Origin of the sequence: Streptomyces sp. NPDC002176, assembly GCF_044903645.1 — a bacterium.
Taxonomy (GTDB): Bacteria; Actinomycetota; Actinomycetes; order Streptomycetales; family Streptomycetaceae; genus Streptomyces.
Map to the genome: position 1 here is coordinate 341,306 of NZ_JBJDQW010000004.1, position 17,357 is coordinate 358,662.

The 17,357-nt window shown below is 71.1% G+C and carries 16 protein-coding genes; 8 read left to right on the top strand and 8 right to left on the bottom strand.

Features of this window, described 5'->3' with window-relative positions; genetic code table 11:
- The first annotated feature begins 87 nt into the window (after positions 1-87).
- Positions 88-1,779: a purine-cytosine permease family protein gene (locus tag ACI2LY_RS20690; RefSeq protein WP_404708421.1), complete on the top strand. Its 1,692-nt coding sequence runs from the start codon at positions 88-90 to the stop codon at positions 1,777-1,779.
- 13 nt (positions 1,780-1,792) lie between these two features.
- Here the strand turns inward: ACI2LY_RS20690 and ACI2LY_RS20695 are convergent, their stop codons facing one another.
- Entirely contained in the window at positions 1,793-2,338 is a 546-nt protein-coding gene (locus tag ACI2LY_RS20695; RefSeq protein WP_404708422.1) for a pyridoxamine 5'-phosphate oxidase family protein, read from the bottom strand.
- A gap of 86 nt (positions 2,339-2,424) precedes the next feature.
- Positions 2,425-3,390 (bottom strand): helix-turn-helix transcriptional regulator, encoded by a 966-nt coding sequence (locus tag ACI2LY_RS20700; protein ID WP_404708423.1) that lies wholly within the window; start codon positions 3,388-3,390, stop codon positions 2,425-2,427.
- Positions 3,391-3,453: 63 nt separating this feature from the next.
- Between ACI2LY_RS20700 and ACI2LY_RS20705 the strand changes: the two genes are divergently transcribed.
- Positions 3,454-3,840, top strand: coding sequence for a VOC family protein (locus ACI2LY_RS20705; protein ID WP_404708424.1), 387 nt, complete (start codon positions 3,454-3,456; stop codon positions 3,838-3,840).
- Positions 3,841-4,076: 236 nt separating this feature from the next.
- On the opposite strand, the gene ACI2LY_RS20710 is transcribed toward ACI2LY_RS20705, so the two are convergent.
- Positions 4,077-4,499, bottom strand: a complete 423-nt coding sequence (locus tag ACI2LY_RS20710; RefSeq protein WP_404708425.1) for a MarR family winged helix-turn-helix transcriptional regulator — start codon at positions 4,497-4,499, stop codon at positions 4,077-4,079.
- 181 nt (positions 4,500-4,680) lie between these two features.
- On the opposite strand from ACI2LY_RS20710, the gene eno reads away from it, so the two are divergent.
- Positions 4,681-5,958, top strand: a complete 1,278-nt coding sequence (eno, locus tag ACI2LY_RS20715; protein WP_404708426.1) for a phosphopyruvate hydratase — start codon at positions 4,681-4,683, stop codon at positions 5,956-5,958.
- 58 nt (positions 5,959-6,016) lie between these two features.
- Here the strand turns inward: eno and ACI2LY_RS20720 are convergent, their stop codons facing one another.
- Positions 6,017-6,505, bottom strand: a complete 489-nt coding sequence (locus ACI2LY_RS20720) for a MarR family winged helix-turn-helix transcriptional regulator (protein ID WP_404708427.1) — start codon at positions 6,503-6,505, stop codon at positions 6,017-6,019.
- Positions 6,506-6,630: 125 nt separating this feature from the next.
- On the opposite strand from ACI2LY_RS20720, the gene ACI2LY_RS20725 reads away from it, so the two are divergent.
- The 3 genes from ACI2LY_RS20725 (at position 6,631) to ACI2LY_RS20735 (ending at position 10,918) form a co-directional block, all read left to right on the top strand.
- Positions 6,631-7,827 carry an FAD-dependent monooxygenase gene (locus ACI2LY_RS20725; protein ID WP_404708428.1) on the top strand — a complete coding sequence of 399 codons (1,197 nt, stop codon included), beginning with the start codon at positions 6,631-6,633 and terminating at the stop codon, positions 7,825-7,827.
- Positions 7,828-7,903: 76 nt separating this feature from the next.
- The gene (locus ACI2LY_RS20730; RefSeq protein ID WP_404708429.1) at positions 7,904-10,510 is read left to right on the top strand and encodes an ABC transporter; all 2,607 of its coding nucleotides are present in this window, start codon (positions 7,904-7,906) and stop codon (positions 10,508-10,510) included.
- A gap of 165 nt (positions 10,511-10,675) precedes the next feature.
- Complete coding sequence (locus ACI2LY_RS20735; protein ID WP_404708430.1) at positions 10,676-10,918, top strand: hypothetical protein; 243 nt, start codon at positions 10,676-10,678, stop codon at positions 10,916-10,918.
- A 129-nt stretch (positions 10,919-11,047) separates the two neighbouring features.
- On the opposite strand, the gene ACI2LY_RS20740 is transcribed toward ACI2LY_RS20735, so the two are convergent.
- The 3 genes from ACI2LY_RS20740 to ACI2LY_RS20750 form a co-directional block, all read right to left on the bottom strand.
- Entirely contained in the window at positions 11,048-11,323 is a 276-nt protein-coding gene (locus ACI2LY_RS20740) for a hypothetical protein (protein WP_404708431.1), read from the bottom strand.
- 93 nt (positions 11,324-11,416) lie between these two features.
- The gene (locus ACI2LY_RS20745) at positions 11,417-12,367 is read right to left on the bottom strand and encodes a carbohydrate kinase (protein ID WP_404708432.1); all 951 of its coding nucleotides are present in this window, start codon (positions 12,365-12,367) and stop codon (positions 11,417-11,419) included.
- Positions 12,368-12,424: 57 nt separating this feature from the next.
- Positions 12,425-13,456 carry a LacI family DNA-binding transcriptional regulator gene (locus ACI2LY_RS20750; protein ID WP_404708433.1) on the bottom strand — a complete coding sequence of 344 codons (1,032 nt, stop codon included), beginning with the start codon at positions 13,454-13,456 and terminating at the stop codon, positions 12,425-12,427.
- Between the two features lie 200 nt (positions 13,457-13,656).
- On the opposite strand from ACI2LY_RS20750, the gene ACI2LY_RS20755 reads away from it, so the two are divergent.
- A complete protein-coding gene (locus tag ACI2LY_RS20755) occupies positions 13,657-14,706 on the top strand; it encodes a zinc-dependent alcohol dehydrogenase family protein (RefSeq protein ID WP_404708434.1) in 1,050 nt (349 codons plus the stop codon).
- A complete protein-coding gene (locus tag ACI2LY_RS20760; protein ID WP_404708435.1) occupies positions 14,703-16,136 on the top strand; it encodes a sugar porter family MFS transporter in 1,434 nt (477 codons plus the stop codon). The genes ACI2LY_RS20755 and ACI2LY_RS20760 overlap by 4 nt, the downstream gene beginning before the upstream one ends.
- A 42-nt stretch (positions 16,137-16,178) precedes the next feature.
- On the opposite strand, the gene ACI2LY_RS20765 is transcribed toward ACI2LY_RS20760, so the two are convergent.
- The gene (locus ACI2LY_RS20765; protein ID WP_404708436.1) at positions 16,179-17,249 is read right to left on the bottom strand and encodes a glycoside hydrolase family 43 protein; all 1,071 of its coding nucleotides are present in this window, start codon (positions 17,247-17,249) and stop codon (positions 16,179-16,181) included.
- Positions 17,250-17,357 lie beyond the last annotated feature (108 nt).

A 17,357-nucleotide genomic window follows, 5' to 3' on the forward strand; every position in this document is an offset into this window, starting at 1 on the left:
CGGGAAACAAGGGCTCCGTAGCCTGCCGGTCCCGCCGACCCTGGTACGAGGGCTCGGACCCGGCACCCGCACCGAGGGAGACGTGACATGAGCGCGACGGAGTCACGACCGACGGCAGAAGCAGAGGCAGAGACAGAAACTCAGGCCGACAGCCCGGTGACATCCGCCGCGAGCCAGGCGACCACGGAGACGCTGGAGGACTACACCCTCCGCTACGCGCCCCGGAGTTACCGCCGCTGGACCCCGATGGTGGTGGCCACCACGGCGCTCGGCGGCATCGCGTACATGGCCGACTTCTCGATCGGCGCGGGCATCGGCCTGGCGCACGGCACCGGCAACGCGCTGGTGGCGATCGCCGTGGCCGCCGTCGTCATCTTCGTCACCGGCTTCCCGCTCGCCTACTACGGCGCCCGCTACAACATCGACCTCGACCTGATCACGCGCGGCTCGGGCTTCGGCTACTACGGCTCGGTCCTGACCAGTGTCATCTTCGCCAGCTTCACCTTCATCTTCTTCGCGCTAGAGGGCTCGATCATGGCCCAGGGGCTACGCCTCGGCCTCGGACTCCCGTTGTGGCTGGGCTACTTGGTGTCCACGCTGATGGTGATCCCGCTGGTGATCTACGGCATGAAGGCGCTGAGCAAGCTCCAGGTGTGGACCACACCGGTGTGGCTGGTGCTGATGGTCGGGCCGCTGGTGTACCTGGTCGGCACCGATCCGGGCACGGTCGACCGCTTCCTCGCCTACCCGGGCACCGACGGCGACGGCGGCGTGAACACCGCCTCCGTGCTCCTCGGCGCGGGCGTCTGCCTCTCCCTCATCGCGCAGATCGGCGAGCAGATCGACTACTTGCGCTTCATGCCGCCCAAGACCGAGGCGAACAAGCGCCGTTGGTGGACGGCCGTGGTGATGGCCGGGCCCGGCTGGGTGGTGCTCGGCGCGCTGAAGCAGGCGATCGGCGTCTTCCTCGCCGTCTACATCCTGGCCTCGGTCGGCTCGTCGGTCGCGCCCGAGCCCATCCAGCAGTTCAAGGGCGCCTTCGACGCGATGCTGCCGTCCTGGCTGGTGGTGCCGCTGGCCGTGGTCCTGGTGGTGATCAGCCAGATCAAGATCAACGTGACGAACGCCTACTCCGGCTCGCTCGCCTGGACCAACTCCTTCACCCGCGTCACCGGGCGCTATCCCGGCCGCATGGTGTTCGTGCTGGTCAACCTGGGCTTCGCGCTCGCCCTGATGGAGGCCGACATGTTCAGCTTCCTCAACGGCATCCTGGGTTTCTACTCCAACTGCGCGATCGCCTGGGTGGTCACCGTCGCCACCGACATCGGCGTCAACAAGTACCTGCTCAAACTGTCCCCGCTGGTACCGGAGTTCCGCCGCGGCATGCTCCACCCGGTCAACCCCGTGGGCGTGGTGTCCTTCGTCGCCGCCTCCGGGCTGTCCATCGCCATGTACTTCCACGCCTTCGGCGACACCCTCCAGCCGTACTCCCCCGTCGCCGCCGCGGTGATCGCCTTCGCCCTCACGCCGCTGATGGCCGTGGCCACCAAGGGCGCGTACTACCTGCGGCGCGCGGACGACGGCATCGCGGAACCTCTCCTGGACGCGGACGGCAACCCGAGCGGCACGACGTACGACTGCCATGTCTGCCACCAGCCGTACGAGCGGCCCGACGTGACGGCGTGCGCCACGCACGACGCGGTGGTCTGCTCCTTGTGCCTGAGCACGGACCGGGTCGGCGACCATGTGCTGCCCGCGTCGGGCCAGTTGCTCGCGTAGCACGGTGTGACGGTCAGAACGCCCACCGGGTGTGGGTGAAGAGCCCGCCCTCCCGTCCGAATCCGTACGCCGTGTCGGGCTCCACCGCGAACACCACGGCCCGCCCGGTCCGGAACGCGTCCCCGATCCCGAAGAAGGTGCCCTCGGGCGAGGTGATGTGCGCCCCGTACTTCGCCTCGTAGGCCGCGATCACCTCTTCCACCTTCGCCGGGTCGGTGACCTGTTCCGCCCGTCCCTCCACGATCAGGTCGAGCCCCTCAGTGAGGGAGTTCCGCCCGGTGGTCAGCGCGCAGTGCGCGTCCCGCGCGAGGTTCTTCGCCTTCTGCTCCTCCGGCCCGGTGGAGAAGTACAGCACCCCGTCACGCCAGGCGGCCAGCACGGGGGTGACGTGCAGCCTGCCGTCGGGGCGCACGGTGGACACCCAGAAGATCTCGGCGTCCGCCAGGTGGCGCTCGGCCTCGGGCCAGGGGGTGGGGGTGGCGTTCTCGGCGCCGGGGCGGGGGTGGAGGGCGGAGCTGTAGCGGGCGTCGAGTTCGGGGGTGGGGTCGGGGGTGGGCATGGGGGTCTCCTTCCGTCTGCCAGGAGTAACGACGCTCACCCCCGGTCGGTCGCCGCTTCACACGCACGGACGTACGCAACCTTGCTCTACCGAGACTCGCCGTTCGCGTTGTCCTCGAAGAGTTCCTGGGTACGGCGTAGCAGCGCCTGCCGGACAGTGTCCGGTGAGAGGACTCGCAGGGGTGTGCCCAGGCTGAGGAGGTACCTGGCGAGGCCGTCCGCGTCGGGACCGCCGACGTCGACGATCGTGCTGTCGGGGCCTTCGGCACGGTGGGTGCCGACCGTCGCGGGGATCAGCCGCAGGGCTTGGTTCATCGACATTGGGAGACGGATCGTGGCAGAGAGCGCGTAGGGGCCGGTGGCGACGGAGCGGGAGACGAGCAGCGCCGGGTCGGGTGGGTCGATGAGTTCCACCGCGTGCCCGGTCGGCCGCAGTCGGTCGACCCGGTCGGCCCGGAAGGTGCGCCATTGGTCCCGCGTCACGTCCCGCGCGACCACGTACCAGCGGCGTCCGGTGTGAACGAGGCGGTACGGGTCGATGTCCCGGACCGTGGCTCTTCCTTGCCAGTCGCGGTACGACAGTTGGGCACGCTCGCCTCGGCGACACGCGGCGGCCAGTTCCAGCAGCATGCCGGGCGTGATCTGCGGCTCGTCGGATCTGGGGGTGTGTACGAAGGCGTCGTCCATCCCGGTCAGCCGGTCCGCGATGCGCCGGGGCAGCACCTGCCGCAGTTTCAGCAGAGCCGACAGCGCGGCCTGGTCGCCGCCGAGCGCACCGCTGAGCGCGGCCTCGCGCAGTCCGACCGCGACGGCGAGTGCTTCTTCGTCATCGAGGATCAGCGGCGGCGTCCGGGCTCCGGCGCGCAGACGGTAGCCACCCCATGGCCCCGGGTCGGACTCGATGGCGTAGCCGAGTTCCCGGAGCTTGGCGATGTCCCGCCGCACCGTGCGGTCGGTGACCGCCATCCGCCCGGCCAGCTCGCGGCAGGTCCACGACGGCTTGGCGGCAAGCAGGGAGACCAGTCGCAGCAGGCGGGCGGACGCGCTGATCACGTTCCCGAGTGTTCCACATGACCAGGACCGGATCTGTCCTGGTCCGGGCCTAGGGTCCCCGTCATGACCACGGAAAGCACCTCCGCCCCCACGTTCCGCTACTCGGCCGTCACCTTCGACTGTCCAGACCCCGCCGAACTGGCCCGCTTCTACGGCGAGGCCCTCGGTCTGCCCGTCGTCTTCTCCACCGACGACTTCGTCCTCCTCGGCCAGGAGGGCGCGGCCGGACTCGGGTTCAACCGGCTGGCCGACTACCGCCGTCCCACCTGGCCGACCGCGTCCCAGGAGAAGCAGGCCCACATCGAAGTGGGCGTCGATGACTTGGACGCCGCGCAGGCCCGGCTGCTGGCCCTGGGAGCCGTCAAGCCCGAGTTCCAGCCGGACCCCGACCGGTGGCGGGTCCTGCTGGACCCCGCAGGCCACCCGTTCTGCGTATCCACTCTGGTCTGATCGGAGAAGACACGGTGCGCACCTGGGTCTGCGACACCGGCAAGATCCGCCGGACAGGCTCTAGGGCCTGTTGCGAAAGTCCCGTCGTCCGCCCGGAGGGCGGGCTCCGCGGCGTCCGGTGCGTGCGATCGCAAGGCGGAGGGTCGCCCTCGTACTGGGCGTACGAGGGCGATCCGACAACGCGGCGAGCGTGCGTGCCGGGCGTCGCGGGGCAGGCGGGACTTTCGCAACAGGCCCTAGTGCGCCGCCACCCGCTCCACCAACCCGATGGCCCGCGCCAGCAACTCCCGCTCCTCCCCCGTCAGTTCCGCCTCGATGGCCCGCGCGAGCCAGTCCGCTCGGCGTTCCCGCTCCTCCTCCAGCAGCGAACGCCCCGAGGGGGAGAGTTCGACCAGGCTCTTGCGGCCGTCGGTGGGGTGGGCTCGGCGGGTGATGAGGCCCTGGTCCATCAGGAGTCCGACGGCCCGTGCCATGGACTGCGGGCGTACCCGCTGATCGGCGGCCAGTTCGCTGGTCGTCATCGCACCGCTGCGGTCCAGTGAGCCGAGGACGGCCACCTGGCCGAGCGGCATCTGGTCCTCGAGCTTCACGCGCCGCGTGAGCTTTCCCATCGCGGTACGCAGTTCGGCGGCGACGGCGGCGGATTCCGGAAGGTGCATACCGAATTTTATCCCAGCACGACTGCACAGGTGATCTGCGCAGCAGAACTGAACAGCCAAACTCAGCAGCACAACTGCACAGCATGACTGCGCAGATTCGCTGTAGAGTTTCCCGCGTCGGGTCCTGCGCCACCGTCGCCGCAGCCGGACCCGGCACACATGCGACAACGGGAGGACTCCCATGACCGCCATCACCTCCGTAACCGGCCGCCGCATCCTGGACAGCCGGGGCAACCCCACCGTCGAGGTGGACGTGACCCTGGCGGACGGCTCGCTCGGCCGGGCAGCGGTCCCCTCCGGCGCCTCCACCGGAGCCCGCGAGGCCGTCGAACTCCGTGACGGCGACCCGGCCCGCTGGCACGGCAAGGGCGTCGACCAGGCGGTACGCCACGTCGATACGGAGCTGGCGGCCGCCGCCGTCGGCCGGGAGGCCGAGGATCAGGCCGGACTCGACGCCGCCCTCATCGCCACGGACGGCACCCCCACCAAGTCCAGGCTCGGCGCGAACGCGATCCTCGGCGTCTCCCTGGCCACCGCCAGGGCCGCGGCCGCCGCCCACCGCCTGCCGCTCTACCGCTACCTCGGCGGCTCCGACGCCCGGCTGCTGCCGGTACCGATGATGAACATCGTCAACGGGGGCGCGCACGCCGACAATCCGCTGGACTTCCAGGAGTTCATGGTCGCCCCGATCGGCGCGGACACCTTCGCCGAGGCCGTGCGGATGGGGTCCGAGATCTTCCACACGCTGCGCCGGGACCTCCTCGCCGCCGGGCACTCCACGGGCGTGGGCGACGAGGGCGGCTTCGCGCCCGCCCTGCGCACCGCCGAGGAGGCGCTCGAGTTCGTCGTGGCGGCCGTCGAGCGCGCGGGATACCGGCCCGGGACCGACATCGGCCTGGTCATGGACCCGGCGTCGTCCGAGTTCTTCCGCGACGGCGTCTACGACTACACCGGGGAGGGCGTGCGACGTACGCCCGCCGAACACGCCGACTACCTGGTCAAGTTGATCGACTCCTACCCCGTCGTGTCCATCGAGGACCCGATGGCCGAGGACGACCTGACAGGCTGGCGGGACCTGACCGCACGGGTCGGCGGGCGCTGCCAGCTCACCGGCGATGACGTCTTCTGCACGAACGAGACCCTGCTGCGCGAGGGCATCGCGTCCGGTGTCGCCAACTCGGTTCTGGTGAAGGTCAATCAGATCGGCACGCTGACGGAGGCCCTGGCCACGGTCGACGCCGCCCACCGGGCGGGCTACACCGTCGTCATGTCCCACCGCTCCGGGGAGACCGAGGACACCACGATCGCGGACCTGGCGGTCGCCACAGGCTGCGGCCAGATCAAGACCGGCTCCCTCTCCCGCTCGGACCGCACCGCCAAGTACAACCAACTCATCCGCATCGAGGATGAGTTGGGCGACAGCGCCCGGTACGCGGGTGCGGAGGCGCTGCGGCGATAGGGATCACGCCCGGTGCGGTGTGCGGTCCGGGACCCGGCACACCGCACCCGAGGCTCCCTCAGCTCTCCTCCAACCGCCCCAGATGCGCGGTGACATCGTCCACCAGCCGCCCCAACAGCCGTCCCAGGTCCGCGCGTTCCTCGTCCGACCATCCCGCGATGGCCTCCGAGAACCATCCGACGAGCGAGGTCGCGTAGCGGTTCGCCGCCTGGGCGCCCTCGGGGGTCGGCTCGATGAGGCTGGCGCGGCGGTCGTGGGGGTCGGCCACCCGGTGCACCAGGCCGCGCCGCTCCAACCCCTGCACCTGCCGCGTCACATGCGGACCCACGACCTGCATCCGCTCCGCGATCTCACCGATCCGCAGCGGCCGGTCCGCCATGTGCAGGGTCATCAGCACCCCGACCGCCGGACGGTCCAGCGCCAGCCCGGCCGCCTCGGCGGCGCGCTCGGTGAGTCGGCCGCGGTTGACGGCGTTGCCCAGCTGCGCCAGGCGCGGCACCACGGCGAGGACGTCGGCCGACGGGGCGTCGGGCGGCTCTGCGTTCACATCGACTCCATTTGAATACCTGAGTTAGGTATCTATATGCTCCAGGCGGGGAGGACTTCGGGAGTCTCCCATGCCCTCCAAAAGGATACCTAAGGTACGCATCTTTGCCTGGAAGGAACCCCGCTGTGAACCACTCCGCGCCCCGCACCGTCCTCGTCTCCGGCGCCAGCATCGCCGGTCCCGCCCTCGCCTACTGGCTCGACCGCTACGGCTTCGAGGTCACCGTGGTCGAGAAGGCCCCCGCCGTCCGGGGCGGCGGCTACGCCATCGACATCCGGGGCACGGCCCGCGAGGTCGTCGACCGCATGGGCCTGCTGCCGCGCCTGCGCGAGGCGCACGTGGACTCGCAGCGGCTCTCTTTCGTGGACACCGAGGGCGCCCTGATCGCCGCGATCCGCCCCGAGTCCGTCACCGGCGGCACCGAGGGCCAGGACTTGGAGGTGCGCCGGGGTGATCTGGCCGACGCCCTCCAGACCCCGATCCGCGACCGGGTCGAGTTCCTGTTCAACGACTCCATCGCCACCCTGGACGACCGCGAGGACCGGGTGGACGTCGTCTTCGTCAGCGGCATCCGCCGCTCCTTCGACCTGGTCATAGGCGCGGACGGACTGCACTCCCACACCCGTGGCCTGGTCTTCGGCCCCGAGGAGAAGTTCCACCGCTACCTGGGCCACACCTTCGCGGGCTTCACCCTGGCCAACGACTTCGGCCTGGAGCGCGAGGGCGTCATCTGGAACGCGCCGGGCCGGGCCGCCGTCCTGTACGCCCATGAGCCGAGCGACCGTATGCACGGCTTCCTCACCTTCACCCAGGAGGTGCCGCCGTACGACGCCTTCCGCGATCCCGAGGCGCAGCGCGCGCTCGTCGCCTCCCGGTTCCCCGAGCGGAGCTGGCACGTCCCCCGGCTGGTGGAGGCCATGCGGGAGGCGGACGACCTGTTCTTCGACGTGGTCAGCCAGATCCACATGCCCGCCTGGTCGTCGGGGCGCGTGGCGCTGGCGGGCGACGCGGCCCACGCCACCTCGTTCCTGTCGGGCCAGGGCTCCAGCGTCTCCCTGGTCGGCGCCTATGTCCTGGCCGGTGAACTGGCCGCACGGGCCGACCACACCGAGGCATTCACCGCGTACGAGCGGATCACACGGGACTTCGTGGAGACCAACCAGGCCCTCGCCACGAATGGCGGCACGTTCGTGACCCCCACCACCCAGGAGATGCTGGACGCCCGCAACGCGGCCCTGCGCGACGCCGTCGCGCTGACCGGGGACGAAGGCCGCGCGGCCCACACCGGTCTGGTCCTGCCCGATTACAGCCACCTGGGCTGAAGCGCCCGGCCCCCCGCTGTCACCCGATCAGCAGGCCCTCGCGGCACGGATGGGCCGGTCAGGCTAGGTTTCACCCATGGCCCCACCCCCACGACAGACGCCCCCGCCGTCATCCAGCGCAACACCGGACGCCGGTCAGGACGGACTGATCCGGGTCCGTGGTGCCGACGAACACAATCTGCGGCATGTCGATGTGGACGTACCCCGCGACCAGGTCGTGGCCTTCACCGGGGTGTCGGGGTCCGGCAAGTCCTCGCTCGCGTTCGCCACCATCTACGCCGAGGCCCAGCAGCGGTACCTGGAGTCCGTCGCGCCGTACGCCAGAAGGCTGATCGACCAGGGCGCGGCCCCCAGGGTGGGTTCGATCACCGGTCTGCCGCCCGCCGTGGCGCTGCGCCAGCAGCACAGCGGCGGCAGCACCCGCTCCACAGTGGGCACCGTCAGCCGGGTCTCCAACGTGCTGCGCATGCTGTACTCCCGCGCCGGTACGTATCCGGCGGGCCGGACCCCGGAGGACCTCGCCGGAACGTTTCCGCGCGATGCCGCGCCGCTGGACTCCGACAGCTTCTCCCCGAACACCGCGGTGGGCGCGTGCCCGACCTGCTCCGGCCTGGGCCGCCTGCACAGCGTCGACGAGGGCAAGCTCGTCGGTGACGACTCGCTGAGCATCCGGGAGGGCGCGATCGCCGCCTGGCCGGGGGCCTGGCAGGGCAAGAACTACCGGGACATCCTCGCCGAGCTGGGCGTGGACATCGACGTACCCTTCCGTGAGCTGCCCGCCGCCCGCCGGGAGTGGCTGCTGACCACCGACGAGCAGCCGACGGTGACGGTGCATCCGATCCGTGACGCGCACCGGGTCGCGCGCTCCTACCAGGGCACATACATGAGCCCCCGCAAGTGGGTGATGCACACATTCGCCACCTCGAAGGCGGCCCATCTGCGAGCGAAAGCCGCCTCTTTCATGGCCGAGGAGGTCTGTCCGACCTGCCACGGCAAGCGGCTCAATCCGGAGGCGCTGGCGGTGACCATCGCCGGGCAGGACATCTCGGTCGCCACCTCGATGCCCCTGAACCAGCTCTCGGCCTTCCTGGAGACGGCGCGCGACCACCCCGACACCCTGGCGCTGCCGGCCGAGCGCAGGCAGGCGGCGCACGCGCTGATCGGCGGCCTCCAGGACCAGCTGGGCACACTGACCGACCTGGGCCTCGGCTACCTCGCCACCGGCCGCGCCACCTCCACCCTCTCCAGCGGCGAGCTGCAACGGCTGCACATGGCCACCCAGCTCCGCAGCGGTCTGTTCGGGGTGCTGTACGTGCTGGACGAGCCCTCGGCCGGGCTGCACGCCGCCGACACGGAGCTGCTGCTCAGCGCCCTGCGACGGCTCCGGGGCGCCGGGAACAGCGTGTTCGTGGTGGAGCACAACGCGCAGGTGCTCGGTTCGGCCGACTGGATCGTCGACATGGGACCGGGCGCCGGACGGCACGGCGGGCAGGTTCTCTACAACGGGCCCGCCGACGGGCTGCACGCGGCACCGGAATCGGTGACCGCCCGGTACCTCCCGCTGGACGCGCCCGCCGTCCCCGGTCCGAAGGAGCCGCGCGGGCCCGAGGGATGGCTGCGCCTGGACGGTGTCACCGGACACAACCTCCATGACCTGGACGCGAGTTTCCCGCTCGGCACGCTCACCGCCGTCACCGGCGTCTCCGGGTCCGGCAAGTCGACCCTGGTCCGGCGCGCCCTCGCGGAGACGGTCCGCGACCATCTGCACGCCGACGAGACCGCGGAGGACATCGCCCGCGACCCCGCCTCGGTGGAGACCGCGGACGAGGAGGAGGCCGGGGTACCGGTCTGGGACCTGGCGGAGGACCGGGTAACGGTACGGTCCAGCACGGGACTTGAGCACATCGACCGGCTGGTCGTCGTGGACCAGAAGCCCATCGGGCGCACCCCGCGCTCGAACCTCGCCACCTACACCGGCCTGTTCGACAGCGTCCGCAAACTGTTCGCGGCCCAGCCGACCGCGCGCGAACTCGGTTACACCGCAAGCCGGTTCTCGTTCAACGTGACCCAGGGACGCTGCCCGCACTGCCTGGGCGACGGAGTCGTCAGCATCGAACTCCTCTTCCTGCCCACGGAGACCTCCCCCTGCCCGGTCTGCGCGGGCGCCCGCTACAACCCCGGCACGCTGATGGTGCGTTACCGCGAGAAGACCATCGCGGACGTGCTGGCGATGAGCGTGGAGGAGGCGCGCGAGTTCCTCGCCGACGTACGGCCCGCCGCCCGTATCCTCAAGCTGCTCTCCGACATCGGCCTCGGCTATCTGACGCTGGGTCAGAGCGCCACGACGCTCTCCGGCGGCGAGGCCCAGCGCATCAAGTTGGTCAGCGAACTCCATCGGGCGCCGCGCGGTCACAGCCTCTACCTGCTGGACGAGCCGACCACGGGACTGCACCCGGCGGACGTGGACCTGCTGATCGGCCAGCTCCAGCGCCTCGTCGACGCCGGGAACACGGTCGTCGTGGTGGAGCACGACCTGCGCACGGTCGCCGCCGCGGACTGGGTCATCGACCTCGGTCCGGGCGCGGGCGACGACGGTGGCCGGATCGTCGCCGAGGGCCGCCCGCAGGACATCGCCTCGGCGGGCGGCACCCCGACCGCCGACCACCTGGCCCGCCGCCTCTGACCTCGATGAACTGCAAGGTCGCGGTCTGTCCCTATTTTTCGGCATATCCGATGATTCTCGGTAGCATGGATACGGCCGTAGCCGCGCGAGCGCCGACACGTGCCCGTGGGGCTGCGTACCGAGGGGTGCGGGCAGGACGCTCCCCGACACGGAAGGTGAGCGATCATGACGGGCAAGATGGACGCATCAGAGGCCGCGCGCATCATGAGCGACCCGAACGCCACACCGGAAGAGCGCTCGGTCGCAGCCAGCGCCCTGTCCGACGTCGAACGAGGCCACCACACGAGCAAGCGTGTCGGCTCCGAGGCGGGCCAGCTGCTGGACGACAAGAACATCTCCGAGGACGACCGGTCCGTGGCCGGCAGCGACCTGGAGCAGGACCGCAGGCGCGGGAAGGGCAACTCCTGAGGAGCCACGCCCCATTGAGATGACGAGGTGGACGCCGCACCGCACGCGGCGTCCACCTCGCCCTGCGGCCGCAGGAGTCCCGCAACCGGAAGAGTCCTGCTGGCCGGAGGAGTCCCGCGACCGAAGGAGTTAAGCGCCGTCCTCGTCGGCCGCGGCCTGCGCGGTCGCCGCGAGATCGATGAACCGGCGGATGGTCTCCACGGGCATGTCGAGCCCCTGGGAGGCGGCGTCCTCGTCGCCGAACACCTCCACCGCCTCCACCACGGCCACGGCCAGCTCGGCCTCCGCCTTGCGCACCTTCACCTCGGCCTTGTCGACGGTGTCGACGACGGCCAGCTGACGACGCTGCTTCTCCTGGAGTCGCTGCTTACGGGACGGCGTCTTGCCGGGGCTCTGCACAGTCACAACCAAGATCATAAACAGACCCGCGGCCGGACATGAAATCGGCAACTGTGCTGCGGCACACCCTCGTTCGAGGCCCCGCGCCATCCGCTCCCGTCAGGCCGACAGCTCCCACGCGTACGGCGGCTCGGCGCCGGACCGGGAACAGGTGAAGGCCGCCGCACGGGCCGCGAACCCGAGCACGTCACGCCAGACCTCGGCGTCGAGACCCGCGACGGCCGCGTGGCTCAGCGCGTCGATCTCCCGCAGCCGGTGCAGCAGGGCCGCGTTGACCGTGTCGCCCGCCCCGATCGTGTCGACCACCGTGACCGCCGTACCCGGCACGCTCACCCGTCCGGCGCCCCGGCTCCACACGCTCAGCCCGTCGCCGCCCCGGGTCAGGACGATCGCCGCCGGACCCTGCTCCAGCCAGGCGGCGAGGTGGCCGTCGAGATCCTCGTCGGAGTCGGTGTCCGCGAGCCACCGGGCGTCCTCCACCGACAGTTTCAGCAGGGCGACGTACGGCAGCCAGGACAGGAACCGCTTGCGGTAGGCGTCGGCGTCCGCGATCAGTCCGGCCCGGATGTTGGGGTCGAGGGCGGTGAAGACCCCGCGCGCCGACTCCCGCCGCAGCAGCGCCTCGTACGCGCTCGCGCCCGGCTCCAGCACCAGCGAACAGGTGCCGACGGAGAGGGCGGTGACGCCGTCCGGCAGCGCGGGCGGGAGGGCGAACAGCCGGTCGGCCGTGCCCTCGGTGTAGAAGCCGTAACCGGCCGACCCGTCGCTGCCCACGTCGGCGACGGCCAGCGTGGTGGGCTCGGGGCCCCGCTGCACCAGTTCCGTGTCGGCGCCCGCGTCCCGCAGCCCCGCCAGCAGGGCGGTACCGAAGGCGTCCGTGGACACGCGCGAGCAGAAGGACGTCGGGGAACCGAGGCGTCCCAGCGCGACGGCGACGTTGTACGGGCCGCCGCCGCGCTGCGGGAGGAGCGGCGGCAGGGCGGGCGCCGGGTCGAAGGTGACGGGGGCGGGCACGAGGTCGATGAGTGCCTCGCCGGCGACGACGATCACTGTGCTGTTTCCTTTCGGTGCGCCGTGGTGCGGCGGGGCGAAGTGGGGTTGCGTACGTCAGCCGGGAAGGGCGACGGCGCCCGGCGGGCAGCCGCAGGACGTGCGGTGGACGAGGGTGCAGGGCAGCCGGACGGTCCGCGTGGGGCGGTCCGGCGCGTCCAGCCGGTCCAGGAGGAGGCGCAGCGCCAGCTTGCCGAGGTCACGGCTCGGCTGGCGGACGGCGGTGAGGCTGGGCGAGAAGAGGTCGGCCCACTCGAAGTCGTCGAAGCTGGCGAGCGCGACGTCCTCCGGGATGCGCAGGCGCGCCTCGCGGAGCGCCTGGAGCGCGCCGATGGTCATCGCGTTGTTCGCCGCGATCACGGCGGTGGGGCGTTCGGGTGCGGCCAGCAGGCGCCGGGTCGCGTCGCGGGCGCCCTCGGAGGCGGAGTTGCCGTGTGCGAGGAGGTCGGGGTCGAACGGGACACCGGCCGCGTCGAGCCCCTGCCGGTACCCCTCGATGCGCTCGGTCGTGGTGCTCAGCCCGGCGAGCCCCGCGACCATCGCGATCCGGCGGTGTCCGAGCGCGGCGAGGTGTCCGACCAGCTCCCGCACGGGCGCGGTGCCCTCGGCGCAGACCTGGTCGTACGCCGGTTCCTCGGCCTCGTCGACGAGCCGGTCGAGGAAGACGGCCGGGATGTCGGCCCGGTCCAGGTACGCGAGCAGGGCCGAGGGTTCGGCCGAGGGCGCGATGATCACACCGTCCACCCGGCGTTCGTGGAGCATGCGGACCACGCTCAGCTCGTGGGCGGGGTCGTCGTGCGGGTCGGCGATGAGCAGGCCGTAGCCGGAGGCGAGTGCCTCGGCCTCGACCCCCTGGAGGATCTCGGTGAAGTACGGGTTGCTGATCGCCGAGACGGCCAGGCCGACGGAGCGGGTGCGGGACGTGACCAGGGAGCGCGCCAGGGTGTTGTGGATGTAGCCCAGCTCGTCGATGGCGCGCAGCACCGCGTCACGGGTCTCCGGCCGGACCGGACGGGTGGCGTTCAGCACATGGGAGACCGTGGCCACGGAGACACCCGCGTGTCTCGCCACGTCCGCCATCGTCCGCATCGTTCTCTCCTCCGTGTGCCCCACGCCGCGTTGGCCGCGTGTCCGGTCGCCTGTCCGGCGCGTCCGTCCGGCTCGTCCGTCCATGAGACGTCAGCGTCCTATCAAAAGTCACACGTAAGCGTTTGCGCAAACGCTTACGCGGCGATTAGGTTTCGCGGCGTCTTCGGACATCCGTCCGCACACCGTTGTGAGGAGGCGCCATGCGCGCTGTCGTGGTCACCCAGCCGGGAAGCGCCGAGCTGGCCGTCATACCCGATCCGAGTCCCGGCTCCTCGGAGGTGGTCGTCCGCGTCAGCTCGTGCGGCCTCTGCGGGACGGACATGCACATCCTGGGCGGCGAGCTGCCGTCCGTGCCCTACCCGCTGATCCCCGGCCACGAGCTGACCGGTGTCGTGGTGGAGGTCGGCAAGGACGTGCTGTTCCCGGCCGTCGGCCAGCGGGTCGCCGTCGACCCCAACACCCCGTGCGGCGCCTGCCACTACTGCCGGATCGGCCGCGGCAACCTCTGCGAGCACTACACGGCCGTCGGCGTGACCCGCAACGGCGGTTTCGCCGAGTACGTGGCCGTCCCCGCGGCCCGCTGCCACGTCCTGCCCGAGGGACTGTCCGAGGCGGCGGCCGGGCTGGTCGAGCCGCTCTCCTGCGCCGTGCACGGCCTGAGCCGACTCCCCCGTCGCCCCGGTGAGCACTACCTCGTCTACGGCGCCGGGACCATGGGCCTGATGATGGCCGCCCTGGTGGGCAACGCGGGCGCGGCGTCCGTGTCCGTGGTCGACCCCAATGTCCGCCGCCTGGAGTTGGCCCGGCACATGGGCGCCGACGCCACTGCCACCAGCGCCGACGAGCTGGGCCGGGAGCACGGGTTCGAGGTCGTCATCGACGCGACCGGCGTCATCGCGGCCATCGAGGACGGTCTCGGCCGGGTCCGCAAGGGCGGCACGTTCCTGCAGTTCGGTGTCGCCGACCCGGCACGGCGGGCCACCTTCTCGCCCTTCATGGTCTACAACCGCGAGATCGACATCATCGGTTCCATGGCGGTGCACAACGGCTTCCAGCCCGCCGTGGAGATCCTCGCGGGCGGCCTGGACCTGGACCCGCTGGTCAGCGACGTGCTGCCGCTGGAGGACTTCGACGAGGCCGTCAGCCTGTTCCGCGCGGGCACCGGGCAGAAGATCCACCTCGCCCCGCAGCCGGAGGACCCGCGCATCGCGGCGACCCCGTCGGCCACCGCCGCGGACGCGGCGTCATGAGCGCCCTGCCCGAGCCCGAGGCGGCGCCGAAGCGGCGGCCACGGCTGCGGAACGCCCTGATCTGGGTGTTCGGCGCCCTCGGCGGCATCCTGTGGGGCTACGACACGGGGGTGATCTCCGGCGCGATGCTCTTCATCCGCCAGGACATCGCCCTGAGCCCGCTGCTGGAGGGCCTGGTCGTGTCGGGCCTGCTGGTGGGCGCGATGGCGGGCGCCGCGCTGGCCGGAAAGCTCTCCGACGCCTGGGGCAGGCGCCGCCTCATCCTGGGCGCCGCGCTCGTCTTCATCGTGGGCACGGTCGGCGCGGCGCTCGCCTCCGAGGCGTCGCTGCTCATCGCCGCGCGGGTGTTCATCGGGGTCGGCGTCGGCATCGCCTCGGTCGTCGTCCCGCTCTATCTGACCGAGCTGGCGCCCGTGGAGGTGCGCGGCGGTCTCGCGTCCCTCATGCAGCTCCTGGTGACCGTGGGCATCTTCCTCGCCTACCTCACCGACTACGCCCTGGCTCCCGCGCACGCGTGGCGCTGGATGATCGGGCTCGGGGTGCTGCCCGCGGCCGTCCTCGCCCTCGGCATCCTCACGCAGCCGGAGAGTCCGCGCTGGCTGGTGGGACGGGGCCGCCGGGACGACGCCCGCGAGGTGCTGACCCGGCTGCGCGGCGACGACGAGGCCGCGCGCGGTGAGCTGCTCGACATCGAGAAGACGCTGGCGGAGGAGCGCGCCGAGACGCGCCGCCTGACCCTGCGCGACCTGCTCTCCCCCCGGCTGCGTCCCATGCTGGTCGTCGGTCTGCTGCTGGTGTTCTTCCAGAACTTCGGCGGCATCAACACGATCATCTACTACGCTCCGACGCTGCTCACCAGCATCGGGTTCGGCGACGACGGCGCGATCCTCGCCAACGTCGGCATCGGCGTGGTCAACATGCTGATGACCCTCCCGGCGATGCGCCTGATCGACCGCCGCGGGCGTCGACCCCTGCTGCTGTGGGGCTCGGTAGGCATGTGCGCGGGCATGGTCGTCTTGGCCGCGGTGAACCTCACGCCGCTGGGCCACGGCTCGCTGCTCGCCCCGCTCACGCTCTTCGGTGTCGCCCTCTATGTGGCCGCGTTCGCCACCTCCTGGGGTCCGGTGCAGTGGGTGATGCTGCCCGAGCTGTTCCCCACCCGCATCCGCGCGGGGGCGGTCGGGGTGTGCGTGGTGTTCAACTGGCTGTTCAACATGACCGTGGCGCTGGTCTTCCCGTCCCTCCTCCATGCCTGGGGAGCGGGTGCCAACTTCGTGATCTTCGCCGTCACGACCCTCGCCTCCGGCATCTTCGTCAAGAAGCTGCTGCCGGAGACGCGGGGGCGGACGCTGGAGCAGATCGAGCGGGACCTGCTGCACCGCGGGGACACAGCCGAGGCCACCGAGCGGGAGACCGCTTCGGTGAGCTGAACGGGTCCGGGGCCCGGCATGGTGCCGGGCCCCGGATGCTCCTCACTCGAAGAACTTCAGGCCCCACCCTGTGTCCGCGGTGGGGCCGGGAACGTTGGCGCGCCGATATGTGGTGTCGCCCCACCAGGCGAACGACCCGGTGTACCAGTACCGGTTGTCCCAGGAGTACGGCGTGCCCTTGGGCACCGCGTGGAACATCGACGGGAAGCGCGGCCCGGCGGGCGGGCTGGTGCCGATGTCCCCGTTCAGCAGTACGAAGGTGTGGTGGCCGGGACCGTTGACGTACAGTGTCGGGTCCCACCCGGCCATCATCGTCGAACGGTTGGAGCCGAAGAGGCAGCCGTTGGACTTGTACCAGTCCCACACATAGGTCGGGTCGCCACCCGCCCGCAGGCGCAGGTCGGCCAGGCAGTACTGGTCGCTCCAGCTACCGTTCGCCGAGTAGACGATGTGGAGTTGGCCATTGGGGTCCCGGATCGCCTCCGGGGCCTCGTTGATGTACGGGTTGCCGACCACCCGCTCCCAGCTCTCCCGCGGCTGGGAGATGATGGAGCGGGCCCCGGTCGGGGTGGTGGGGCTGCTCATCCGGGCGATGTAGAGGTTCTGCTCGACGTTGGTGTCACCGGCCCAGCCCGACCAGACGAACCAGCGCTGCCCGTTGAAGGTGAACATGGTGCCGTCGATGGCCCACTTGTCGTCCGGAAGCGCCAGCCGGGTCTCGCCGCCGTAGCCGCTGTCCGGGCTCGCGGAGCTGATGACGAACATCCGGTGGGCGGCGCCCCGTCCGGCGGTGAAGTAGATGTAGTAGCGCCCGCCATCGGTGGTCAGCTCCGGCGCCCACACCTCTCCGCGCCCTATGGTGTCCGACCACACCTGCCGGGCGGGCGCGGAGGCGAGCCCGGCGGTGGAGGACGCCTGCCGCACCGCGATCCCGCCGCCGGTGGACTGCACCGAGATGTAGGTGCCGCCGACCCGGATGACACTCGGATCGGCCGCCCGCATCGAGGTCTGCTCCGCCCTGGCCTGCCCGGCGGAGGAGAACGACAGCAGCGAGGCGAGCACGCCCAGCACCGTGAGCACGAGGGCGGCATGGATGCCGCGAAATGGTTTCATGCCGGTCTTCTACAACGATGCACGGACCCTGCCCACCCCTCTTGCGGACCCAAGTCCTCCGCGTCGGGGCGGGGTTGCTCGTCGCCGGGCCGGGGTTGTACGTCGCCG